Origin of the sequence: Streptomyces sp. HUAS TT11 (assembly GCF_051553595.1) — a bacterium.
In the GTDB taxonomy this organism is placed as follows: Bacteria; Actinomycetota; Actinomycetes; order Streptomycetales; family Streptomycetaceae; genus Streptomyces.
This window is the reverse complement of sequence record NZ_CP196184.1, coordinates 8,746,314-8,769,623: the sequence shown is the minus strand read 5'-3', so window position 1 is coordinate 8,769,623 and position 23,310 is coordinate 8,746,314. Positions and strand designations below refer to the sequence as shown.

At 68.9% G+C, this 23,310-nt stretch carries 20 protein-coding genes and 1 pseudogene; 8 read left to right on the top strand and 13 right to left on the bottom strand.

Annotation, left to right across the window (positions count from 1 at the left end; genetic code table 11):
- The first annotated feature begins 8 nt into the window (after positions 1-8).
- The 4 genes and pseudogenes from ACSHXN_RS39425 (at position 9) to ACSHXN_RS39410 (ending at position 4,026) form a co-directional block, all read left to right on the top strand.
- Complete coding sequence (locus tag ACSHXN_RS39425; RefSeq protein WP_355133671.1) at positions 9-1,112, top strand: LysR family transcriptional regulator; 1,104 nt, start codon at positions 9-11, stop codon at positions 1,110-1,112.
- A 119-nt stretch (positions 1,113-1,231) separates the two neighbouring features.
- A pseudogene (locus ACSHXN_RS39420) lies at positions 1,232-1,378 on the top strand (hypothetical protein); the annotation flags it as partial.
- A 28-nt stretch (positions 1,379-1,406) separates the two neighbouring features.
- Positions 1,407-2,405 carry a CaiB/BaiF CoA transferase family protein gene (locus ACSHXN_RS39415; RefSeq protein ID WP_438305790.1) on the top strand — a complete coding sequence of 333 codons (999 nt, stop codon included), beginning with the start codon at positions 1,407-1,409 and terminating at the stop codon, positions 2,403-2,405.
- Positions 2,406-2,799: 394 nt separating this feature from the next.
- Positions 2,800-4,026 (top strand): CaiB/BaiF CoA transferase family protein, encoded by a 1,227-nt coding sequence (locus ACSHXN_RS39410; RefSeq protein ID WP_438305787.1) that lies wholly within the window; start codon positions 2,800-2,802, stop codon positions 4,024-4,026.
- A gap of 78 nt (positions 4,027-4,104) precedes the next feature.
- Here the strand turns inward: ACSHXN_RS39410 and ACSHXN_RS39405 are convergent, their stop codons facing one another.
- The 4 genes from ACSHXN_RS39405 to ACSHXN_RS39390 form a co-directional block, all read right to left on the bottom strand.
- Positions 4,105-4,986: an FAS1-like dehydratase domain-containing protein gene (locus ACSHXN_RS39405; RefSeq protein WP_438305785.1), complete on the bottom strand. Its 882-nt coding sequence runs from the start codon at positions 4,984-4,986 to the stop codon at positions 4,105-4,107.
- Positions 4,987-5,095: 109 nt separating this feature from the next.
- Positions 5,096-6,280 carry an acyl-CoA dehydrogenase family protein gene (locus ACSHXN_RS39400; RefSeq protein ID WP_356113927.1) on the bottom strand — a complete coding sequence of 395 codons (1,185 nt, stop codon included), beginning with the start codon at positions 6,278-6,280 and terminating at the stop codon, positions 5,096-5,098.
- A 405-nt stretch (positions 6,281-6,685) separates the two neighbouring features.
- Positions 6,686-7,168 carry an Lrp/AsnC family transcriptional regulator gene (locus tag ACSHXN_RS39395; RefSeq protein ID WP_438305783.1) on the bottom strand — a complete coding sequence of 161 codons (483 nt, stop codon included), beginning with the start codon at positions 7,166-7,168 and terminating at the stop codon, positions 6,686-6,688.
- A gap of 689 nt (positions 7,169-7,857) precedes the next feature.
- The gene (locus ACSHXN_RS39390) at positions 7,858-8,799 is read right to left on the bottom strand and encodes an LLM class flavin-dependent oxidoreductase (RefSeq protein WP_438305781.1); all 942 of its coding nucleotides are present in this window, start codon (positions 8,797-8,799) and stop codon (positions 7,858-7,860) included.
- A 673-nt stretch (positions 8,800-9,472) separates the two neighbouring features.
- Here ACSHXN_RS39390 and ACSHXN_RS39385 point away from each other — a divergent pair.
- Complete coding sequence (locus ACSHXN_RS39385) at positions 9,473-10,714, top strand: cytochrome P450 family protein (protein WP_438305779.1); 1,242 nt, start codon at positions 9,473-9,475, stop codon at positions 10,712-10,714.
- 316 nt (positions 10,715-11,030) lie between these two features.
- Here the strand turns inward: ACSHXN_RS39385 and ACSHXN_RS39380 are convergent, their stop codons facing one another.
- Both ACSHXN_RS39380 and ACSHXN_RS39375 read right to left on the bottom strand, forming a co-directional pair.
- Positions 11,031-11,963, bottom strand: a complete 933-nt coding sequence (locus ACSHXN_RS39380; protein WP_438305777.1) for a 2-dehydropantoate 2-reductase — start codon at positions 11,961-11,963, stop codon at positions 11,031-11,033.
- Positions 11,954-13,237, bottom strand: a complete 1,284-nt coding sequence (locus ACSHXN_RS39375; protein WP_438305775.1) for an MFS transporter — start codon at positions 13,235-13,237, stop codon at positions 11,954-11,956. The genes ACSHXN_RS39380 and ACSHXN_RS39375 overlap by 10 nt, the downstream gene beginning before the upstream one ends.
- Before the next feature lie 42 nt (positions 13,238-13,279).
- Here ACSHXN_RS39375 and ACSHXN_RS39370 point away from each other — a divergent pair, with 42 nt between their 5' ends.
- Positions 13,280-13,903, top strand: a complete 624-nt coding sequence (locus ACSHXN_RS39370; protein ID WP_356113938.1) for a CGNR zinc finger domain-containing protein — start codon at positions 13,280-13,282, stop codon at positions 13,901-13,903.
- A 278-nt stretch (positions 13,904-14,181) separates the two neighbouring features.
- On the opposite strand, the gene ACSHXN_RS39365 is transcribed toward ACSHXN_RS39370, so the two are convergent.
- The 6 genes from ACSHXN_RS39365 to ACSHXN_RS39340 all read right to left on the bottom strand — a co-directional run bounded on the left by ACSHXN_RS39365 (position 14,182) and on the right by ACSHXN_RS39340 (position 19,368).
- Positions 14,182-14,901, bottom strand: a complete 720-nt coding sequence (locus tag ACSHXN_RS39365) for a DinB family protein (protein ID WP_438305773.1) — start codon at positions 14,899-14,901, stop codon at positions 14,182-14,184.
- Positions 14,902-15,042: 141 nt separating this feature from the next.
- Positions 15,043-15,486, bottom strand: a complete 444-nt coding sequence (locus ACSHXN_RS39360; protein WP_438305771.1) for a VOC family protein — start codon at positions 15,484-15,486, stop codon at positions 15,043-15,045.
- A gap of 209 nt (positions 15,487-15,695) precedes the next feature.
- Positions 15,696-16,640, bottom strand: a complete 945-nt coding sequence (locus tag ACSHXN_RS39355) for a pyridoxamine 5'-phosphate oxidase family protein (RefSeq protein ID WP_438305769.1) — start codon at positions 16,638-16,640, stop codon at positions 15,696-15,698.
- A 52-nt stretch (positions 16,641-16,692) separates the two neighbouring features.
- Positions 16,693-17,301 carry a CGNR zinc finger domain-containing protein gene (locus ACSHXN_RS39350; protein WP_383353286.1) on the bottom strand — a complete coding sequence of 203 codons (609 nt, stop codon included), beginning with the start codon at positions 17,299-17,301 and terminating at the stop codon, positions 16,693-16,695.
- A 189-nt stretch (positions 17,302-17,490) separates the two neighbouring features.
- The gene (locus ACSHXN_RS39345; protein WP_438305767.1) at positions 17,491-18,381 is read right to left on the bottom strand and encodes a LysR family transcriptional regulator; all 891 of its coding nucleotides are present in this window, start codon (positions 18,379-18,381) and stop codon (positions 17,491-17,493) included.
- Positions 18,382-18,702: 321 nt separating this feature from the next.
- Positions 18,703-19,368, bottom strand: a complete 666-nt coding sequence (locus tag ACSHXN_RS39340) for a TetR/AcrR family transcriptional regulator (RefSeq protein ID WP_438305765.1) — start codon at positions 19,366-19,368, stop codon at positions 18,703-18,705.
- A gap of 313 nt (positions 19,369-19,681) precedes the next feature.
- Here ACSHXN_RS39340 and ACSHXN_RS39335 point away from each other — a divergent pair, with 313 nt between their 5' ends.
- A complete protein-coding gene (locus tag ACSHXN_RS39335) occupies positions 19,682-21,118 on the top strand; it encodes an aldehyde dehydrogenase (protein WP_438305763.1) in 1,437 nt (478 codons plus the stop codon).
- A gap of 155 nt (positions 21,119-21,273) precedes the next feature.
- On the opposite strand, the gene ACSHXN_RS39330 is transcribed toward ACSHXN_RS39335, so the two are convergent.
- Positions 21,274-21,957 carry a TetR family transcriptional regulator gene (locus ACSHXN_RS39330; RefSeq protein ID WP_438305761.1) on the bottom strand — a complete coding sequence of 228 codons (684 nt, stop codon included), beginning with the start codon at positions 21,955-21,957 and terminating at the stop codon, positions 21,274-21,276.
- 158 nt (positions 21,958-22,115) lie between these two features.
- Between ACSHXN_RS39330 and ACSHXN_RS39325 the strand changes: the two genes are divergently transcribed.
- A complete protein-coding gene (locus tag ACSHXN_RS39325; RefSeq protein WP_356114000.1) occupies positions 22,116-22,979 on the top strand; it encodes an SDR family NAD(P)-dependent oxidoreductase in 864 nt (287 codons plus the stop codon).
- Positions 22,980-23,310 lie beyond the last annotated feature (331 nt).

Here is a 23,310-nt window from a genome sequence, read left to right as displayed (position 1 = left end):
CGATCCGGGTGACCGGCGCTCGCTGCGCCGATCGACGCGCACCCCTCCAGCCCTCTCCACTGAGTCACCGGTCCGCCCCTGGTGAGCCTGAAAGCGACAACACGCCCGAATTCGACACCGCCACACTCCGCCGCCCCGCGCGGCGAAGCAGGGCTACCGTTGAATGCGTGGAAGTGCTGCATTTGTGCTGTTTTGTCGCAGTCGCCGAGGAACTCAACTTCTCGGCAGCGGCTCGACGGCTCCACATGGCGACGCCTCCTCTGAGCCAGCGCATCAGAGATCTGGAGCGCGAACTCGGGCAGCGGCTGTTCGAGCGGGACACGCACAGCATCGCCCTCACTCCGGCCGGCGCGGCCCTCCTTCCGATCGCCCGCGACGTGCTCGACCAGTTCGGCTCCATCCCCTGGCGGCTGCGAGTGGCGACCCGGGTGCAGCGCAGCACCGTGCTGATCGGCATTCCTCCAGGACTCAACCCCGAACTGAGGGCGCGGGTCAGCGCACTCGCCGACCGCGTCCAGGGACTGTTCAATCTCCAGCGCTGGCCGGGCAACACCCAGGCCCTGGTGGCGAGCGTCCGCGAGGGCAGGCTGGCGCTGGCGCTGGCCCGGCTGCCGTTCTCCGATCCCGCCCTGGACCTGATCAACGTCATGTCGGAACGCATGGGTGCGGCCGTCCCGGCCGATCGCTTCGCCGGCCGGGACGCCGTCGCCCTCGCCGACCTGGCCGACCTCGCGTACATCCCCCCGCCCAAGGAGATCAGGCCCCCGTATTTCGAGGTGCTCGATCAGGCGTTGACGGAGCACGGTATTCGAAATCGCATCACCCTCACCGCCACCGGCTACGCCGGAATATCGGAAGTCATTTCCAAGGGGTCGGCATTCTGCATCTCCATTCTCGAACCGGAAAGCCCGATGCGGGGATACAGCATCGAGAATGTGACGGTACTGCCGTTCAAGGACTTCCACCCCAGCTTGGACACGGCCCTGGTGTGGCGCCGCGACCGCGCCGACGGGGACTTGAAAGAGCTGGTCACGGCCGCGTGCGACGTTTTCGGTGAGTCCGTCCGTCGCCGATCCGATTCCCGGAAATCACTATCCGGGAAATCCCGGTGACCGGTGTCACCGCTGCGGTCACACCGCCGTTCCCATTTCGACGATTCCACCTGACATCGCTCTTCATCAGCGTTGTGCATCAGGCACGACGAAGCACAACGCGAAAGGAAGAAGAGGAGATGGCGGAATCCTTGCGGACCGCTCGACGGTGTGCGGGTGATCAACCTGTCCACCGTGGTGATGGGTCCGTGCGCAGCCCACGCAACAAGCGCAGCGTCGCCCTCGATCTCAAGGACCCGACGCAGCACGAGCAAGCCCTGAAGTTGATGGACCCGGCGAGGGTGCTGATCACCGTTGTGCGATCCGCCGCGCTGCACCGACTGGGAGGTCCTCAAGCACCTCGTCGAGTGGGCCTATGTGGTGATCACCAACTTCCCGCACGGCACCCGGGACAAGCTGCACCTCGGCTACGACCAGGTCTCGAGCTGGAACCCTAGGGTCGCCCACGTCGACATCACGGGCTTCGGGGATGCAGGCTCCGACGCCAGCCGGCCGGGCTTCGACCTGACCTCCTACTGGTCGCGCGGTGGGCTGCCGGCCTCCGCCCGGGACGCGGGCGCCCGGCCGACGGTCCCCGGTCTGGGCAGCGGCGACTACACCTCGGCCGTCGCGATCTACGGCGCCATCGTGACAGCCCTCTACCCGCGCGAGCTGACCGGTGAGGGGACCAGCGTCGGAACGTCGCTGCTCGCCACCGGAGTCCGGGCCACCGGAACCCTCGTGGCCGGCGCGCTCGCCACGGGGACGCCGTTCGAGCTGCACGACCGCAACGCACCGGTGACCGCGCTGACCAACCCTTACCGGACGGCGGACGGCCGGTGGTTCATGCCGGCAACCTCGTCCGTGCACTGGCCGGGACTGGCACGGGCCGTCGAGCGCCCCGAGTTGCTCGAGGACCCCCGCTTCGCCGACGTCGAGGGCTTGGTCAACAACGCCGCCGCCGTGAGCGAGGTGCTCGACGCCGCGTTCCGTTCGCAGCCCTTCGCCCACTGGAGGGACGCCCTGGACCGGGAGCGCATCACCTTCAGCCTCATCCAGACTCCGGAGAAGGCGGCGCAGGACGTGCAGTTGCGCGCGAACGACGTCGTCGTGCCCCTGGAAGGCGTCAGCGACCTCAAGGAGACCGTCAGCAGCCCGATCGATCTCCGCGGGGTGCCGAAAGTATCGGCCAAGCGTGCGCCGGACCTGGGCAAGCACAACGACGAGGTCCCCGCCGAGCGCGGATTCAGCCCAGCCGACATCGTCCGGCTGCGCAGCCCGATCCCTGGCGTTCCGGAGGGGGAGGCGGCGTGATGAGCACGATGCCGTAAGCGACCCACTCGGGACGCCGCCGAAGTGCACTGGCCATGTGCGTCGAACTCCCGCACTGGAGGGGAACTGCCGGTCGTGCGCGACATCACGCATGAATCGAGGCCGCGGAGCGTCGTCCTCCGGTCCCCGGTCGGTCGAACGGGCCATGAGATTCGCACTGACGAGAGGAACCGGCACCGAGCCGACGGCATCTCGCCGCCCCATGGTGCGGCGAGGTGCCGTTGTCCATGAATGAGCCGTTTCCTCGGGGCTGTTGTCTTCAAGCGACCCGTCCTTGCGGGCCGTTGGACCGGCAGCGTCGATCCGGACGTGGCCGCCCCGACCGTCTCCGGGTCACCGAGTCCGCGCCCTTGGTCGCCGCAGGGGCCAGGATGTGATGGTCTTGCTCGACGACATCGGCCGGAACAGAGGAGGCCCTGTGACCGCCCTGCCCCTGGAAGGGATCACGGTGGTGAGTCTGGAGCAGGCTGTTGCCGCTCCGTTCGCCACCCGCCAGCTCGCGGACCTCGGAGCCCGGGTCATCAAGATCGAGCGCCCTGGCGACGGTGACTTCGCCCGCGCCTACGACGAGTCGGTGCACGGCCAGTCCAGCTACTTCGTCTGGCTCAACCGCTCGAAGGAGTCGGTCACCCTCGACCTCAAGTCCCCTGGCGGTCGCGAGGTGTTGGCCAGGCTGCTCGCCGACGCCGATGTGTTCGTCCAGAACCTCGCCCCCGGCGCCACCCGCCGACTCCGCCTCGGCGCCGAGGAGCTTGCGGAGCGCCACCCCAAGCTGATCGTCTGCGACATCTCCGGTTACGGCAACCACGGCCCCTGGGCCGACCGCAAGGCGTACGACCTGCTGGTCCAGTGCGAGACCGGCGTCGTCTCCCTGACCGGCTCCCCCGAGGAACCCGCCAAGGTCGGCATCTCGATCGCCGATATCGCCGCCGGGATGTACGCCTACTCGGGCATCCTCACAGCGCTGATCCGGCGTGTCACCACCGGCCGCGGCACCCCGGTCGAGGTCTCCCTCTTCGAAGCGCTCTCGGAGTGGATGGGCTCACCCGCGTATTACACGGCGTACAGCGGCGTACAGCCCGCCCGGGTCGGCGCCCAGCACGCCACCATCGCCCCTTACGGGCCGTTCACGGCACGCGATGGCGGGACCGTGCTGCTCGCCGTCCAGAACGAACGAGAGTGGGCGTCGTTCTGCGGGGTCTTCCTGGAGGCCCCGGAAATCGCCGGAGACGAGCGTTTCCACCGCGGCTCCGCCAGGGTGGCCAACCGCGAGGAACTCAACTCGCTCATCAGCGAACGCTTCGCCGGCCTGGACGCCGCCGGAGCCATCGAGTTGCTGGACCGGGCCAACGTCGCCAATGCCCGGCTCAACTCGGTCGCCGAGTACTGGGACCATCCGGTCCTGACCGGCCGCGACCGATGGCGCGAGGTCGAGACGCCCGGCGGGCCCATCAGAGCCCTGCTGCCCCCTGCGACCCTGCGCGGAGTCACCCCGCGGATGGACCCGGTCCCGGCCGTGGGCGAGCACACCGACACCGTGCTGCGCGCGCTCGGCTACGACGACCAGGTGATCAAGGCGCTGCACGCCGACGGCTCGGTCTGACCGAAGAGTTCACGGCGCCCTCGCAGCGGCCTCCCGGCTCTTCTGCGGGGCAACGACCGCTCGGACGTCCTGCCCCCGTCAGCGGAAGGTCGCTGACGCGGTCATCCCGGGAGCGGCACCGGGGAGACCTGCCGAGAGCACCACACGGTCACCCTCCGGAACGCCGGTCACCTCGATGTCTCTCGGCGCGAAGAGCGGCGCCCTCGATCGGAACGCGAAGGCTGTGACGGCGCGTTCCGGGGCCCAGCGGCGCGGAAGTTCCAGCAACGACAGCGCCAGCAGGGGACCGTGTACGACCAGGTCCGGGTAGCCCTCCACGTCCCGCACATAGTCGCGGTCGTAGTGGATGCGGTGGGCGTTGTAGGTAAGCGCGCTGAAGCGGAAGAGCAGTGTCGGATCCGGCCGCAGGGTGAACGACCATGGGCCGCCCGGCGCTTCGGCCGGTGCGGCCGGGACCGCTTCCCCGACAGGCTCGGGAGCGGGCGCCCCGCCCGTCTGCCGGTAGACGAGGTCCTGCTCCTCGACTGTACGGATCTCTCCGTGGACGACGTACTCATGGCGCACCGTCACGAGGAGCAGCCAGCCGGATCCGCCGTGCCGCACGCGTACCCTCGCCACCTCGGAACGGCGGGTCAGTAGATCGCCGATGCGGATCGGGGCACGGAATTCCAGCCGTCCTCCACCGAACATCCGACGCCGGTCCGGCAGCGGTGGCAGGAAGAGCCCGCCGTCGCGAGGGTGCCCGTCCTCGCCCAGATCGGCCTGGGCCGGGCGGTCCAGCACATACAGCCAGTGCCACAGGGGAGGCAGCGGATCGCCGACGCCCAGCGCGGGGACCGGTTGGTCGAAGAGGCCCGCCAAGGCCCGGACGGGCGCCGCGGTGACGAACTCGGTGGCCTCGACGGGCTCCGGCCGCCAATCGGCCTCGACGGCCGCGAAGTGCTCGGGGGCGCTGCTCATCCCAGCGCCTCCCCGAAGGCTGCCTGCACGGGAACGGCGCCCGTGGCTCCGGCGCCGATACGCGGTCCCTGGCCCAGGGCGCGGAGCGGGGCGGAGGTGTCGGATCGGCTCATCGGCGGCCTCCGTCGGCAAGCGGGTTGCGGGCGATGTGCTGTTCGGCGATGACATTGCGCTGGATCTCGTTGGTGCCCTCGCCCACGATCATCAGCGGGGCGTCACGGAAGTAGCGCTCGACGTCGAACTCGGTGGAGTAGCCGTAACCGCCGTGGATCCGGATCGCGTTGAGGGCGACCTCCATACAGACCTCGGACGCGAACAGCTTGGCCATGCCGGCCTCCATGTCGGCGCGTTCACCGGCGTCCACCCGGGCGGCGGCGTCCAGGGTGAGCAGACGCGCCGCCCGCAGTCTGGTGGCCCCGTCGGCGAGGTAGTTGCCGATCGACTGGTGCTCCCAGATCGGACGGCCGAAGGCCTCCCGCTCCTGGGCATAGCGGGTGGCGTCGTTGAGCGCCGCCTGGGCGACGCCCAGCGCCCTGGATGCCACCTGGATCCGGCCGATCTCCAGTCCGCGCATCATCTGAGCGAAGCCGCTGCCGGCCACACCGCCGAGGACGGCGGACTCGGGGACCTGCACCTGGTCGAAGAGCACTTCACAGCTTTCGACACCCTTGTAGCCGAGCTTGGGCAGGTCTCTGGAGACTTCGTAGCCGGCCTCCTTCTCCACCAGAAGGATGGAGAAGCCCTTGCCCTGTTCGGGTTCGGTGCGGGTGAGCAGCGCGATCAGTCCGGCCCGGCGGGAGTTGGTGATCCAGGTCTTCGAGCCGTTGACGGTCCACGTGCCGTCCGCAAGTACCGCCTTGGTACGCATGGCCTTCAGGTCGGAGCCACCGCCAGGCTCGGTCAGCGCCATGGTGGCGCGCAGGGCGCCGGTGGCCATCCCGGAGAGATACGTCGCCTTCTGCTCGGGCGTGCCGAAGGTACGGATCAGGTAGGCCACCACGGAGTGTCCGCCCACCGCACCCGCCAGCGACATCCAACCGCGGGCCAGTTCCTGGGCGACCAGGGCGAAGCAGGCGGTGGAGACGTCCACACCACCGTACTCGGCGGGCACGAGCAGGCCGAACACCCCGAGCCGCTTCATCTCTTCGATGAGCTTCTCGGGGTAGGTGTCGGAATGCTCCAACTGCTGAACGACAGGGAGCACCTCGTTGTCGACGAAGTCGGCGACCACTTCCACGATGGCGCGCTCGTCCTCGGTGAGCCGGGCGGTCGACGGAATCTCGGTCATCCCCATGGTTGCGTCACGTCCTTGTCGAGTGTCTTGCCGAGGATCGGCTTGGCGTCCTCCACCCTCTCAAGGGATGACTCCCCGCTGGATCGGTCGGGCTCCACGACGGGCAGGTTCCTCTGGATCCCGCTGCGCGGACAGTCCGTGTCGGCACGGCGCCGAGGGCTCGCTGACGAAGGACCGTCTGCGAGCCCGGACGGCAACTCCGGTCCTGGCAAGCGTTCGACGCCTACGGCGGGCGTCGCCGGCCCAGGCCGCACTGTGATCAGTCCCGGTCCGGAGTCAGTTCCCGCAGTCGGGGACAGCTCCGGAGGACGCGCAGTTGTTGGGCAGGTTGTTCGCGCCACGAGCGTCCGGCCGAGTGCGACGGTGCTGCCGGGCTGCGGCCGAAGGCCATCTCCTGAGGCAGCGTCAGAAAGTGATGGCGGCGTGACGTACAAGGCCGGTGCGCTTGACTCCGGCGAGGATGGGGGTCACCTCTATTCCGGAGACACGGGTCAACGCCCCTACGGTGCCGGTCAGGAAGGTGTACAGCGCGCTGGGATCGGTGGCGGCCACCGCCACCAGCAGACTGCTGGAACCCGTTGTGGCCGCCGTGAAACGCACTTGAGGGTGCTGACTGAGGATCTGCCCTGTCTCTTCCCAAGCCCCCGGATCCACTGTGATCCACAGAAGCGCCTCGGCGTGCACTCCCAGCAGTGCCAGGTCCACCTCGGTGGCCAGCCTGACGACATGCGCCTCCACCAAGGCGTGCAGGCGCCGCTGTACGGCCCTCGGGGTCCGGCCCGTGCGGTGCGCGAGCTCTCCATAGGTCATACGGGCGTCCTCGACCAGTGCATCGACGAGTTGCGCGTCCTCCGGGAGCGGGGACAGCACCTCGGAGGGCCGGGTCATGTCCGGCCACAGTGCCTGGGACTCCTCCTCGCTCAGTAGTCCCGCGCTCCATGCGAATCCCGCGGGGAAGACCTTCAGCAGGTCGTAAGCCGTCCAGGACTGCAGCGGTCGCCGGCAGGTCGCGGAGGAGCAGGTTGTTGCGTGCCTCGGGTCCGTCGAGGAAGGCCACGATGCAGATCTCGTCTCCCCCACCGAGGATGTCGACCCAGACGGTGTCCGCACGCCGGGCGAGGGCGGCGGCGATCGCGGCGATCCGGTCGGGGCGACAGCGGATGCGCAGGACCGTCGGGACCAGGTGCGGAAAGAGAGCGGGATTGCGTACGGCGGTGGCCCGCAGGGTGCGATCCTGGTACAGCGGGGCGGCACGCCGTACGACCGTGCGCTCCGAAACGCCCAGTACTGCCGCGACACTCCGCCAGGACGCACGGGGTGACGCCATCAGTGCGGCCGTGATCCGCCGGTCCACCGTGTCGAGACGGCGGCGCGCTTTCTGCATGGAGGGCCTTCAGCGTCCTTCTGTTCGTGCCGGAAGCCTATGCGGTGTCCGGGGAAGGGTGACGGTTCCTGTCGCCGGTCGACGCCGCCGCACGGTCAGCGGCCGCTCCAGGGAGTCGCCGGCAAGCGGCCGCCCGCGACCTGCCGCGGCCGAGCCGTTGCTCCACCACCGGTGCCACGCGTCGACGCCCGTGCTACCCGGACGCCCCCGCACCGAGTCCCGGCATGACCTCCGAGGCAAGCCGCTCCAGATGTTCGGCCTGCGCGAACAGCGGTGTGAACAGGACGAGTTCGGCGCCCGCGGCGATGACCTCACGCAGCTCGACAGCACATTCCTCGGGAGTTCCCGCGATCGCGGCGGCCTCGACCTCGGGGGACTTCCTCATATAGAGCGCGGCCAGCTCGGCGTTGATCCGTTCGCGGGCAAGCCGGGCGTCGTCGTCCACGGCGATGTAGACGCGCTTGGCGATCGCGAAGTCATCCGCCGGACTGCCGGACTCGGCCAGGGCCTCCCGCACGATCCGGACCTGATCCGCGAACTTCGCGGTCGAGACCTGTCCGGCGCCGAAGAAGCCGCTGAACAGGCCGGGACTCATCACGGCTCGGCGCAGTGCGGTGCGTCCGCTGCCTCCGAACCACAGGGGCGGGTTGGGCTTCTGGAACGGCTTCGGTTCCATGGCGGCATCCGTCAGCTGCCAGAACTCGCCGGCGAAGTCGGTCCTGGCATCGCGCCAGAGCCGGGTCATGACGTCGAGGCCCTCGTAGAAGCGCGCGACGTAACGCTCAGGATCGACACCGAAGGCCCCGAACGGGCGTTGCTTACCGCCCGTGCCGAAGCCGACCTCGATCCTGCCGCGGCTGAGCTGGTCGAGCGAGCTGATGCTTTTCGCCAGATGGACCGGACTGTGCAGGGTGGACACGAAGACCACGCATCCAAGGCGTAGCTTCTCCGTGCACGCGGCGGCGTAGGTCATGGTCTCGATCGGTCCGAGCTGCGGCTTCGAACCGAGCGTCTGCTCCTGCGTCCAGGCGCTGTCGAAACCCGACTGCTCCACACGCATGAGGTAGGCGCGGACCGCGGCTGGATCGAACGCGCCGTCTGCGGAGAACTGTGGAATGGAGATCGCGAATCGCACCCGCACATCCTAGGGAGCGTCGCCCGCCGGGCCCTGGGTGCCGCGCCGCTCGTGACGTCGGCCTTCTCCGCCGGGCGGCTGGGGCTTTTCGGCCGAGGGCAGCCGCGGCCCACTCGGCCGACAGTGAGGGCCTCGTGACGTCCGCGCCTCGGGCGGTGGTCGTGCTCTGTTCGGTCGCGGTCCGGCCGGCCGTCAGTTGGAGGGCTCCGCGCGGGGAAGCCGGTTCCACGGTGCAGCCCATCGGGAGCAGACCCAGGTCGCCGGCGACGTCCAGAGCCTCGAAGCGCGGTCCGGTCCCACCCCCTCCTTCCGGTGGACCGAGATCCCGCGGGCCCTCGACCCGCTCGGGTACGTCCGTCCACGGCGAGATCCCGGCGGTTTCGGCGGCTTCGACGGTTTCCTGTCCCGGGCGGCGCTCAGTACGCCTTGCCGACATCGACGGCGTACCCAGAGCGGAGCCGAGAGCAAGGGTCCGGTTTCCGGTCGGGTCCAGCCGCGGCCGCTGCTCGTCCCGGCGACGATCCGTGCAACATCCTCGACGGAACAGAGCCCCGGAGCCTCCCCTGTCGCCCCGCCCCCGGGTTGAAATCCCCGATCCATAACTTTCGGCACATACAATCTCAAAGCCGGACAGATTCATCGGATGTGATCGCGGCGCACCTCGGGAGGCATCATGAGCCAACAGCCGGTCCTTCTGCCCTACGCCGACCCGGACTTCCTCACCGATCCCTTCCCGTTCTACCGGCAGCTGCGGGACGAGGGTCCGGTGCGGCGCGTCGTCATCGCGGGCGGCCTGGAGGCCTGGCTGGTCACACGCTACGAGGACGCTCTCGCCGCCCTGTCCGACCCGCGGCTGAGCAGCGACGTCCTCGACGCCTCGGACCCCCGGCTGATGCAGCAACTGCCTGCGACGGAGCGCGAGTCGTTTCTGCGCACCATGCTCCGCGCCGATCCACCGGACCACACCCGGCTGCGCCGCCTGGTGTCGAAGGCGTTCACCGCACGCCGGGTCGCCGAACTCCGCCCCCGCGTTCAAGCGATCAGCGACCGTCTGCTCGACGCGGTCGTACCGACGGGCCGCGCGGACCTCATCGCGGACTTCGCCCTGCCCCTGCCGGTCACCGTCATCAGTGAGCTGCTCGGAGTCCCCTCGGCCGACCGGCACGACTTCCAGCGCTGGACCGACGAGATGATCCGCCGCGGCTCGGAACCGCCGGACCCGGCCGTCGTGGACGCCGCCTGGCGGCACATGCGCTCGTACCTGACCGGGCTACTGCAGGCCAAACGGGACCGGCCGGCGGACGATCTGCTCAGCGCGTTGATCGTCGCCCGGGACGAGGAGCAGCGGCTGGACGAGAACGAACTCGTCGCCATGACCTTCCTGTTGCTGGTGGCCGGATACATCACCACTGTGAACCTGATCGGCGGCGGTATCTCCGCGCTGCTGGCCCACCCCGGCCAACTGCGCTCACTCCGGGAGAATCCCGCACTGCTGCCGGACGCGATCGAGGAATTCCTCCGCTACGACGGGCCGGTCAACCCCGGGATCGCCCGGTTCGCACGCGAGGACGTCGAGATCGCGGGTGTGAGGATCCCTCGCGGCGCCACGGTCGTCGTCGCCTCCGCCATCGCGGACCGCGATCCGGCACGGTTCACGCACCCCGATCGCCTGGACATCACCCGCCGGGACAACGCCCATCTCGCCTTCGGGCACGGCATCCACTATTGCCTGGGGGCACCGCTGGCCCGTCTGGAGGGCCAAGTCGCCATCGGGACCGTCCTACGACGTCTTCCCGACCTTGCCCTGGCCGTGCCGCCGGGCGAACTCCGGTGGAGGCCGAGCGGCCTGCGCGGCCCCGAACACCTCCCGGTCAGCTTCACCCCCGGCCGGCTTCCCGTGAACTCCCCCGCGTGAACCCCGTTGCCGTCGCAACCCCCCGGGGCCTTGCCACCGACGCGTCCACCCGACCGACCGGGCCGTGCGCACGCGGATCCGCCGCACACAGCGGATGGCCGACGCGCACCCGGGCATGCCGCGTGGCAACTGCCCACGAGATGCATCAACTTACCCGGCGAACATGCCTGTACCGGCTTCACCGCCCGCCCGGGGAGCGGTGGAGCCGGTACAGGACAGACGGCCGCGCGGGTCGCCGTCGACGGGGCGGGCGTCGAACGGACCACGTCCGCAGGGACCGGAGGGCGAGTTCTGGACCCCGCCGACGCCTCACGGTTCACCGGTCGGGATCGGGCCGTCCCAGTTCGTAGGGGGCGAGGACGTCGGCGATCGTACGGTTCCGTGGTGCGGGGACCCCGAGTTCGCGGCCGAGGTCGACAACACTGCCGCTGAGCCAAGGCACCTCCAGACGATTGCCCTGCATCAGGTCGTGGTACATCGAGGAGGTCATCCCGGGCGGCAGGGTGTCGCAGAACGCCAGCCGCTCGTCGGCGAACCGCGGGTCGAGCCGCACCCCCGCGGCACGGCCCACGTTCACGGCCTCCGCCATCACGTCGTGCAGCAGTTCCCGGGAGTGGGCATCGGAGCGGATGACTCCCATGGGCTGACGTACGGCAGCGGTGGTCGCCGAAAGCCCCACCAGGAACACGAACTTCTCCCAGATGACCCGTTCGATGTCGGCGCTGAGTTCCGCATCGATTCCGGAGGAGACACACGCTTGCAGGAAGTCCTCGGCGCGCTGGGTGTCGGCGTCGTCGTAAGGTCCGAACACGACCTTCTGCATCTCTCCGCGGTGGGAGACCACGCCCGGCTCCTCGATGACGGCCGAGATGTAACAGACCCCTCCCCACACGTTGTGTGCGGGCAGATGCTGCCGCAGTACCGAGTCCTTGCGGACACCGTTCTGCAGGGAGATCACACGGGTCCCCTCGTTCACGACGGCGCGCAGTTGAGCAGCGACATCCTCGCTGTCCCACAGCTTCACGGCGACGAGCACCACATCGACGGGGTCCAGCTCCGCGATGGTCGCCACCACCGACGTCGCCGGGACCTTCAGGTCGCCCAGCGGACTGCGTACCAGCAGTCCATGTTCCCGTATGGCCTCCAGATGCCGGCCTCGAGCGACGAAGGTGACCTCGTGCCCCCCTGCAGCGAGCCGGGCACCGAAGTAGCCTCCGACTCCGCCCGCTCCCACGACGGCTATGCGCATGACGTTTTCCTTTCCCGTGCGGGATCTCGATGTGTTTTACGCCGTGCAGTCGGCGTCCCGGCAGGCCCGCCGGTTCCGCACGGAACGGGCCGGCCACGCCCCGTCGAGGGGCCACCGCCGGATTCCGGAGTGCGGACCAGCGCTGTCGCCGGGATCAGCGCGGCGACGACGCAGGCGGCACAGACAAGGAGTACGGCCGGTGGCACCCAGTGCCCGACCGCGGTGACAAGGTAGGGGGCCGCGAACCCCAGATAGCTCAGACAGTAGAAGACGGCGGCAGCACCGGCGAGTTCGTTCGGAGCGGCCAGCGCCTCCACGCGGCTCAGTCCGGCCACCATCAGCATGCCGTAACACACACCGGGGGTGATCGCCGCCGGGATGAGGACCATCGGATCATGCAGCCGGATCGTCACGGCGCCGAGCAGGAACCCCGCGATGCCCGCCGCCAGGCCCCAGACGCGGATCGCGTGGCGGCTGCGCGTCGACATCCGTCTGGCCAGCGGTTGGACTGCGGCACCACTGGCCAGTGTCAGGCCGGCGAGACCACCGCTGGCTGCGACGCTCGGACCGTGCGGTGGCACCAGGGCGGGCAGCACGGCGAAACTCGTGGTCGCGGCCCCGAACACCAGCGGAGCCGTCGGTGCGACCTGGAAGCGGAACCCCCGGTGTCCGAAGATGGCGCCCAGCCCACGCAGTCCCGCTTCGTCATGGCGCGCTGCCGCTGTGATGCCACCGGGAGCGTTCCACACCAGTGGCGCCACGCAGGCCGTCAGGCAGATGTGGACCAGATAGGGCACCACTTCCGGCGCGGACAGCCACTGGGCGAGTGCCCCCGCCACCAGCGGGCCGCCACCGAACCCCGCCGACAGGGCCATCGCGGCCCGTCGGGCGCCGGCACCGGGGGCGTCGCCGTCCGACAGTTCCTTGATCCAGGCCGTACCCGGCCCGAACGCGGAGCCCGAGGCGATGCCGGCGAGCAGCCGTCCGAGCACCAGGGCCCAGATCCGCTCGCCTCCGACCAGAAGGATCAGCGACGCCACGGCGGACAGGGCGAGGACCACCCGCATCGTTCTGACCTGGCCGTAGCGGTGAGCGACGGGGACGGCGAGCAGCAGTGCCGGGATGAGGCCGAGCGCGTAGGCCCCGAACGCCATGGTCACCGCGGACTCCGAGATCACTCCCCCACGCCGGTAGACCAGGAGGAGAGGGGAGAACTGATTCGCTCCCCAACCCACGACGAACATCGCCAGGGCGACGCGCATCCACGGTTTCATGTCTCGCCCCTTAATAACCTCATACAGGGTTACTATAACGGAGTGACCGAAGGAACACACGGCGGCCGCCGCACCCGGATCACGGCACGACAGCGTGAACTGCGCTTCGACGCCGGATCCCTTTCGCTGAACCTCATCGCGACGGTCGGGCGCCGCCCGAGCACACCGGTCGAGCGCATGGGCGACATCGAACGGCTCAAGTCCTGGTGTGCGGGGGTGGGGCTCACCGTGCACCCGGAGGAGGACCTCGAGAGTGTGCTCGCCGCCCTGCACGAGCTGCGGGCCTGCGCCTACGACGTCACGGCCGGGTATCTGCGTGGTCGAGCTCCCCGAAGCGAATCGGTGCGGCTCCTGAACCGGCTGGCCGCGGTGAATCCGCCGGTTCCCCGCCTGGAAGTGGGAGCCGACGGACTTCCCGCCGCGGCGGCCGACACCGACCTTTCGGCCCCGGCCCTGCTCTCCTCGATCGCGCGAGACCTCATCACGCTGCTCTCGGATCCTGTGCGACGACAGAACCTGCGCGCATGCGACGCCGAGGTCTGCCGGATGATCTACCTCGACAGCGGCCAGGGACGGCCCCGGAAGTGGTGCTCGATGCAGCGCTGCGGCAACATCACCAAGGCGGCGCGGCACCGACAGCAGCGCGAGGCGGCAGCCGAAGCATGACCGTGTGCCGGATCGAGCATGCGGAGACATGCCCCACACCAGCCTCTGGCAGCACGTCCAGGGAATCTCCTGGTGGAGTCGGGCAGCGCCCCGCTCGGAATTCGCCGCCGTCAGGACCCCTGGCCTGACATGGCGGCCCAGGACCGCGCCCGGCATCGTGAACTGGGCTCGGACGGCGAGCCGATGACCTGGTGGCCGCCGTGCAAACGCCATCGGTATCGGAAGTCCGGCAGGGGCGGCCGTCGCCCTCATCGTGGACGCCCGATGCGCGACCGGTCCTAATCGTGACCGTTGAAGCGCGCCCTCCAGAGGTCGCGGAGCAGCGCGATCTCGGCCATGTGGTGGATGAACTCGAGGTTGGCCCCCCACAGCACGGCGATGAAGGGGTCGTCCGGGTCGGAGCCGTACGGATACTGCGAGAAGCCGATCGTGTCGAGCTGCTCCTCGGTCACGGTGCCGATGCTGTCACGCCAGCGGTCCATCACCGCCCAGAACCGCTCTACCGCCAAAGAGGCGTCGGGGGTGAAGTCGACCAACTCCTTCGGCTCCTGCCGTCGTTCGCCGAAGGCCCACTCCCATCCGCCCGCGAAGCAGAAGTGCAGATGCCCCAGCCGCCACGCGATGGTGGTCACGGGCGACTCGTCCGGCTCCGGCGGGCCGACGTGCCCGAGGATCTGCTCGACCCGCTCGACGCTCACACTCCAGTCGTCGGCGATCTTGACGACCGACATCCCGTCGGCAGCCTGGCGGGCGACCTCGGCGTACTCACTCGCCGGGATCTCCGGGGCACCTTGGTCGAGCAGCCAGTCGCCCGGTCCGAACGCCCTGGGCGTCGTCGCCTCCCCTCGGCGCCGGATCGACCAGCAACCGGGTACCGGCTCCCACAGATACTCCTCGTCGCTGAGTCCGGTAAGCCGTACCTGCGCCTTCTCCCTGACGGAGTCGAACTGGTCGAGCAGCACGCCCAAACGATCTGTCCGCACGCCCTCGGTCTCCATGGCAGGCCCCCTTCGCGGTCACGTACCTCGCCCCGCTCGGGCGGAGGCTAACGGCTGCGTCTCACGGGACGCGACCGATTTCCCTCCTCGACCCGGCTTGCCCGAACTGCCATGAAAGAGCAATCGCTTGCTGCCGGCGCTTCATGAGCCTCCGCCCGTCGCCTGATGGCCTCGTTCCTGGACGAACCACTGATTCCCGTCGGGATCCGTGAAGTCGAAGAAACTGGCGTAGTCGCGACGCTCGGGATCGGTCCCGGCTTCGAAGCCGCCACGCCAATCCGGGAGTCGGGACTTGTGCCGGATCCCACTCGCACGCACGCCACGTGCCACCAGCGCCTCCCGGACACGTTCGATGTCGGCCACGACCAGGTAGGTGCCCCGGGTACCACCAGGCTCGGCTTCGGTGAGCCCCACGCCGAACTGGACCGAGGCGCCTGACCCCGGCGGGGTGAGTTGCACCACCCGGAACTCCTCGTCGGGCGCATAGTCCACGTCGAGGTGGAACCCCACCTGCTCCGTGTAGAACGCCAAGGCTCGGTCGACGTCCGATACGGCCAGCGTGACGACCTCGAGGGAAAGTTTCATCTCTCCAGTGTTGACGAACCGCGTGTCCATGAGGAAACCGGGAATCATGCGTCTTCCGGATGGCCTGGCGAAAAAATACGCATGCCGCACGCGGATCCGGGGCGCTGTGTTCGTCGTGTCCCTGGATCGGCGGGAGGTCTTCACGCCCCAAGGGACCGCGCGTCTGAATGGGCCTGAGGCGCGCCTGGCCGCAGCCGGCCAGGAGCGGCTCAGGCGGCGCGGGGCGTCGTCACGGCAGGATTGTGCGGCGAGAAGCTCAACAGATCACCGTGGAGCGGGATTTCGCCGCTGCGGATCCAGCGCGGCGTGAACCGTACGCGTCGGCCGGTCCCGCCTTCGTCCGCGGAGGGGTCGAGCCATTCGACCCGTGCCTCACCCGAGAGGTGCAGCGTGCGCCCCGTGGCGAAGTTGATGAACAGCAGTGCCGTGGCGGGATCGACGCTGATGTTGCCCAGGCTGTTGAACATGTTGTTTCCCGCATAGTCAGGCCACCAGATCTCCCCGCCCTGGACCCTGACGAACCCCGGCCTGCCGCCCTTGTGCGAGGCATCGGCACCTCGGGTGGGATGGGTCGTGCCGAGGAAGAAGGTGTCGGCTTTGCGGATCATTTCGATGTGGTCCCGTCGAAGCGTCCTCGTGTCCGACGTGTCCGACGTGTCCTGCGGTTGCGGGCGCCCGGCGTCGGCCCTGTGAGCGGGCGTCCGTGTCACCGTGAGGTATCGCTGCTGAATGTAGGAAGGGCAGTTCCCGAAGGCCTGGTCGGCATGGATGGTCAGCACGTCGGCCGAGTTGTCGGTCAGTTCTCCGTTGACGCGGATCCTGCGGCGGATGCCGAGATCGATCGCGAGCAGTCCGACATGCTGAGGGACGGGCGCGTTGTGCAGCGGGTCACCTTCGGGCGGCGCGGTGTGCACGGTCAGGGTGGTCCCGTCGGTCACGAGGAACCCCGGCTCCCCGTAGAGGGGCGAGGTCCACAGCACGCCGTCATGATCTCGACCGGTGAGGACGGCGAAGGAGCGTGCCGCGAGTACGGCGCTCAACCCTCCGCCGGGACGCGGGGGCTGGAGCATGCCCTGGAGCCGCTCAGCCTCGTCGACCACTCCGGCCAGGCGCTGGACGGTCCGTTCGCCTTCATGAAAGCCTGCGGTGCTCATCGGCGTTCCCTGTCGATCGATCATGTCGGATGAGGGGTTGGCGAGGGAGTGGTCACGCGTCCGCGGACCGCTCCCGGTGAGTGCGTTCGTAGTGACGGGCAACCCGTGCCCGGTTGCCGCAGAGGTTGGCCGTGCACCACTTGCGCCGCTTGTTCTCGGCCAGGAAGAGCATGGAGCACGCCGGGTTGGCGCAGCGTCGCAGTGTGCTCAATCGCTGTGGGTCGGCCAGGAGTGTGATCGCCTCCGCCGCGATGGCGGCCAGCGCGACGTTCCCGCCGAACTCGGTGTGCCAACGGTGTTCGCCCTGGAGGCCTTTGGGTGTCCTCACCAGTCGCGGGCTCGTCGGCGCGCCGGCCGCTGCGGCGTTCAGGTCCTCCAAGGCGGTCGAGTCGGCCTCCCTGCCTTCGAGGTGAGCGTCCAGAAGGTCCCGGACGGCCGTGCGCAGCCGGCGGAGGGCCGCGGGCTCGGGCATGGGTCCGGCAGGCAGGCCGGTCGCCTCCAGTTGCCACCACGTCTCCGCCGCCTCAGCGGAGGCGATGAGGTCCTCGGTGGGTCGCACGGCCGTCATCAGAGTGTCGGCCAAGTCCACCGCGACCAGCGGCTCACCTCCCATGGGGAATCCCGCCCTCTGCATCGCCTCAACGCTGACCCTAACGCTCATGAGTCCATCATAGGCATTAGTCTCAATAATGGAAGGACCCCTCGCGAGCTGGTGAGCACCGCGACATCAGGTACTGTCGCCGTCCTCGCCGTCCCACGCCCTGGACACTAACGAATGAAGAGCCAATCTGAGCATTAGCAGCGTCCCCGCACAGCACGAGATCGGCCGCAACCAGAGCGGGAGGACTCCTCAAACGGAAGCGCTGGGGCCCGGCAGGCCACGCCGTCGCAAATCGCGCAGGAACAGCGAGACCAGCGCGTCGGAGGGCGCGGCCGCGACGGCGACCACTCCGCGGTGCACACGCGGCTCCAGTGGTCGTACCACGCCTGCGGGCTGCGCGGTCAGCGCCGACGCGGGGACGATGGAGACACCCATGCCTGCCCCCGCCAACTGGGCCGCAGTGCGAGGGCTGCGGGTGCGCAGGACGGGCGTGAGGGACACCTGGTGCGCAGAGACGAACTGATCGAGCCAGGCGGCGTTGCCGTTGTCCGGCGTGTAGTGGACAAAAGGCTCGTCGATGAGTTCCGTGACCGCGACGGACGCCATCCGTGCGAATCGGTGGTCGCTCGCGGCGACGACGACCATTTCCTCGTCCCCGAGATGCTCCACATGAGCCGTGGTGCCGCTGGGTTCCGGCCCGACGACCAGGTCCGCCTCACCCGCCATGAGCAGGTCCACCATCTTGTCGCTGCTGGTGAACTCCATGAGCTCCAGCTGGACGTCGGGCCGGTCGGAACGCCATCGCCTCAGGATGGGAACGAGGAGCCACACCGTCATCGTCTCCGCGCACGCCAACCGCAATCGGCCCACACCTCCGGCAGCCACATCCCGCCCCGCCTGCACGGCCCGCTCGGCAGCCCTCAGCGCCACGCGCGCCTCCGCCGCGGCGGCCAGGCCGGCCGCAGTGACCCGCACCCCTCGGGACAGCCGTTCCACAACGGGGGTGTCGAGTTCTCGTTCGAGAGACGCGATCTGATGGGAGAGGGCGGCTTGCGACATGTGCAGCACTGCCGCCGCCTTCGTCACAGATCCCGTGTCGACGAGTGCCACCAGGCACTCCAACGCTCGCAAAGTTGCCATTCGCAGAATCTAGGCCAAACCAATAAAAGATTCATGGCCCGAAAGCCGCTGAGCATCGAGCGTAACACTAGGATCGGTTTCAGGAAGCCGCCGGAATCTGGAAGCAGACGATGGAATCCGTACGTTCGAGCAGGGAGCCTCCCTCCCATCGCAGACCCACCCCCGCGTGCACGCCGGGGCCATACGAAGTTCCGGACCTCAATGCCAGGCGGCCACACAGCCCATTCCTGGCGCCACTCCCGGTACCCGGACTCGGAAAGATCCAAGGAAAGCGCCTTTACGGTCCGGCCTGCTTCGCCGTTGAGGCCGCCGTAACCGGACTCAGCGGGCATCCGATCCGAACTCTGCAATTGCCTCGAAGAAATAGAGCGACTGCTGGACGACGTCCTCACGGGAGGTGCGGAGAATTCCGTCGACCCAGTTCAGAAGTATCTGGTTCACGCCGCCGACGACGGCCATCGACATCGCCGTGGTGTCGATGCGCGGATCATGCCGGTCCGCGAGAAGCAGCGACTCCACCAAGCCGGCCATGTGCCGCAGGCCCCGTCGGCGCTCGCCTGCCGCCAGGGGACCGGCCGAGAGGGACTCGATCAGTTTGACACGGCCTTTCCGCGGATCATCGGTCACTCCATGGGTCAGCACATCGAGCATGCGACGTGCTCGGTCGCGGCGGGTGCCACCTTCATTCAGGGCGCTTTGGCATCCCACGGCCTCATCCTCTTGGATTTCCCTGAGGACCGCGGCCATCAGCGCGTCGAGAGACGAGAAGCTTTCCGTGAAGTACCTCTCCTGCACGCCACTGTGACGAAGGACGGAGCGGATCGACGTATGGGGATATCCCTGGACGGAGAAAAGCTCGAGGGCGGAATCCATGATGCGTCGCCGCCGTGCCGACCGGCGCTCTTCGGCAGTGAGTCCGCCATACGTTCTCATCTCGATAGACCCCTCGGCCTGCATATCGCTCAATGCCTGCACGTACGTGTCCATTATTGCCGTGCGTGCCGGTTCCGCATGTGCCCGTGGATACGTGCCGGCCGAACTCCGACGAGCACCCGATGAGCCCGCGAGCCATCTGAGGGCACGTGTCCTCAGATAGGTGTAACGTAGGTCACACTCAAGTGCAGAGCCCTACGAGTTGCCTCCCCCGCGGTACCCATCCGTCCGCGGACGGTCCACGGGATGAGCGCCGTATCGCCCGGTTCGCGGGCCGGAACCGCTCATGGACCCCACACCATGGAGCACTCCAGCCGGCCACAGGGCGATCCGCCCGGTTCGGACGCAGCTGAGAGAAGACCGTGTCATGCATGCCAATCGCTTGTTCATCGGGGGGCAGTGGGCCGCACCGTCCGGCCGCGACACCATCACCGCCAGGTCCGCGAGTACGGGTGAATACCTGGGTTCGGTTCCGTCAGCGGTGGAAGAGGACGTCGACCGGGCCGTCCGGGCCGCCCGCCTCGCGTTCGACTCGCCTGCCGGATGGCCCACCTGGGAGCCTCATGAGCGCGCCGCCGTCATGATGAAGTTCGCCGACGAGCTGGACGCCCGGAGCAAGGCGATGTCGCGCGTCGTCAGCGCCCAGAACGGCATGCCCATCACGACCGCCGAGGCCTTCGAGGGCACGGTCCCGGCCGTGCTGCTGCGCTATTACGCGGGCCTGGTGTCGACTGCGTCGCGGGAAGAGCGCCGTGTCGGTCTGCCCCGCGGCAGCACGCTCGTCCGCCGGGAACCCGTCGGAGTGGTGGCGGCCATCATGACCTGGAACTTCCCCCAGACCATCGGCTTCTTCAAGCTGGCTCCCGCCCTTGCGGCAGGCTGCACGCTCGTACTCAAGCCGGCACCGGAGACGGTGCTCGACTCCGTGCTTCTGGCCGAAGCCGTGGAGGCGGCAGGTTTCCCGGCCGGCGTGATCAATATCGTGCCCGGCGGAAGCGATCTCGGCGCCTACCTGGTCTCCCATCCGGGCGTCGACAAGGTGTCATTCACCGGATCGACGGCGGCGGGCCGTCAGGTCGCCGCCGCCTGCGCTCTCCTGCTGAGGCCGGTGACTCTGGAACTGGGGGGCAAGTCGGCCGCGGTCATCCTCGACGATGCGGATCTGACCGCGCGAGCCGAGGAAGTCTTCCTGGCCAGTCTTCTGAACAACGGCCAGACCTGCTACGCGAGTACGAGGATTCTCGCCCCCAGCAGCCGGTACTCGGAGGTGGTCGAGTTCTACGCCGCGCTGGCTCAGGGAGCTGTCGTGGGCGACGCACTCGACCGTGCCACACAGATCGGTCCACTCGTCAGCGCCAAGCAGCGGAAGCGAGTGGAGGGCTACATCAGGCAGGGCCTGGTGGAGGGTGCCCGACTGGTCACGGGAGGGGGCCGCCCCACCGGGCTGGAGTCGGGTTGGTTCGTGGAGCCGACGGTATTCGCGGACGTGGACGCCTCGTCGACCATCGCACGGGAAGAGATCTTCGGCCCGGTCCTTTCGATCATGCGCTACGGCAGCGAGGACGAGGCCGTGCACCTCGCCAACGACTCGGCGTACGGCCTCGCCGGCACCGTCTGGACCAGCGATCTGGACCACGGCGCCCGCGTTGCCGGCCGTATCCACACCGGCACAGTGGGACTCAACGGCTATCTGCCGGACCTCACATCCCCCTACGGGGGCAGGAAGGCCAGCGGCCTCGGGCGCGAGCTCGGACCCGAAGGACTGCAGGCGTACGAGGAGTCGCAGTCGATCTACCACAGCTGACCTGCCGTCCGGCCGGGCTCGGGCCGGCGTCCTCCGGGCCCGAGACGCGCCGCTCGCATCAAGCCCGGCAGGCACCGGGGCAGCCTTCACTCACAACCACCGCCCGGCCTGCGGAGGCCGCACACCACCTTGAGAACACCCGCACCCGTTTGCCGCTACGGCATTTCTGGGCCGCGGGCCACAGTGACGGGACCGGTGTCGGAGGCGAGTCCGGACGCCGTCGCCTGGAGCAGCCGCGTCAGGCGGGGTTCGAAGTCGAGCGCCACGTGGCCCCAGCGCGGGTGTTGGGCGTAGAGCTCGGCGAGAGTGGGTGTGGGGTGCGAGAGCTGCCAGAGATTCGCCGTCAGTGCCAGCGCCACGGTGATGAGGCTCTGTACCTGCACACCGGTCATGGTGCTCGCGGCGGTCAGTACCTCGACGATGGCGTCGTAGGCGGCGAAGGAGTTGGTCTTGAACCGGCGGGCCCGCTCGATGTCGACGTCACCCTCGAGGCTGAGCGGGACATGCGTCAGCAGGTCGCAGAAGAGCGGTTGTGAGGCAAGAGTGCCGGCCACCGCGGCCGCCGTCTGCTCCGGGGCGAGGTCGTGGGCCCCCGCGAGGTGGGACGTGAGAGCGTCGCGCCAATCGCCCCAGCCGCGTTCGGCCAGCTCGAGCAGCAGTTCCTCCTTGCTCTCGAAGTAGCGCCGAACGGCGGAGGGGTGTAGCCCGGCGGCCTCGGTGACGGCGGCCAGCGTGATGTGGCGGACCCCTCCGCGATCGGCGGCCAGGCCGCGGGTGGCGTCGAGGAGGTCCTCGGTGCGGCGTTGTTTGGCCTCGGGCGATCGGGCTCGGCGATGCATACTCCCACATTAACGCAACCCGGGTGCGTTACATGACCTCAGCGTGTTACGGTGCCAATAACGCACTCGGATTGCGTTACACCTCCGGCGGCACACCCGGTCACCCGGAAACGCCGCCCACTTCCACGAATCAGACCGCATCGTTCGGAGTCCGCCCCATGTCGAAGGTTTTTCTGATCACTGGTTCCTCTCGCGGTCTGGGCCGCGAGATCGTCACCGTGGCTCTGGCCGCCGGGCACCTGGTGATGGCCACAGCCCGCAACCCGCGCTCCCTGGACGACCTGGTGTCCGCCCACGGGGATCGGATCCGCACCACGCAACTCGACGTGACCGACGCGGATGCCGCCGAGCGCGCCGTGCGCGAGACCGTCGAGGCGTTCGGACGCCTGGACGTCGTGGTCAACAACGCGGGCCAGGGCGACCGCGCCGCACTGGAGGACACCACCTTGGAGGCGTTCCACCGGCAGATCGACACCAACTTCTACGGCACCGTCTATGTCAGCCGGGCAGCGGTGCCGGTGCTGCGCCGGCAGGGCGGCGGACACATCATCCAGGTCTCCTCGCTCGGCGGCCGGATCGGCAGCCCCGGAATGACCGCCTACCAGTCCGCGAAGTGGGCCGTCGGCGGCTTCTCCGAAGTCCTCGCGTCCGAGGTCGCGCCCCTGGGCATCAAGGTCACCGTCCTGGAACCGGGTGGCATGCGTACGGAGTGGGCCGGATCGTCCATGCACACCCCGCCCATCAGCGAGCCCTACCGGGGAACCGTCGGGGCCGCCGCGACGGCTATGCGCAACTTCACCCGAGAGGCCAACGGCGACCCGGCCAAGGTCGCCCAGGTGGTCCTCACCGTCGCCGACCTCGACGAGCCCCCGTTGCGCCTGCTCCTGGGGAGGGACGCCTACGCCTATGGGCACGCCGCCTGGGCCAAGAGGCTGGAGGAGGACGAGAAGTGGCAGCACCTCAGCGTCTCGACCGACCATGACCAGTCCGAGGGCGACGGCTCGCGGTGGCTCAACGACTGACCGGAACGCCAACCGCCGACTACCCGTCCATGCCTCCTGCGAGTACGGGCGCCACGCGGCGCGGGAACTGCTCACCACCCACCCATAGGTGCGCTGCGTCTGGCGTCACCTCCCGCTCGGCGACATCCACCCGCAGGCACTCCTGGCCGCGGAGGCAGCCGGGGCCGCCGCGGCACAGGGGGCGTTCTGGCCCACACACGCACTGCTGTTGCATCGCCAGGACCACCTGGACCTGTCCAACCTGATCGCATACGCCGACGAACCGGGCCTCGACACCCGGCGCTTCGGACGGGGTCTGCGCGATCGGGTGCACCGGCACACGGCCGAGAAC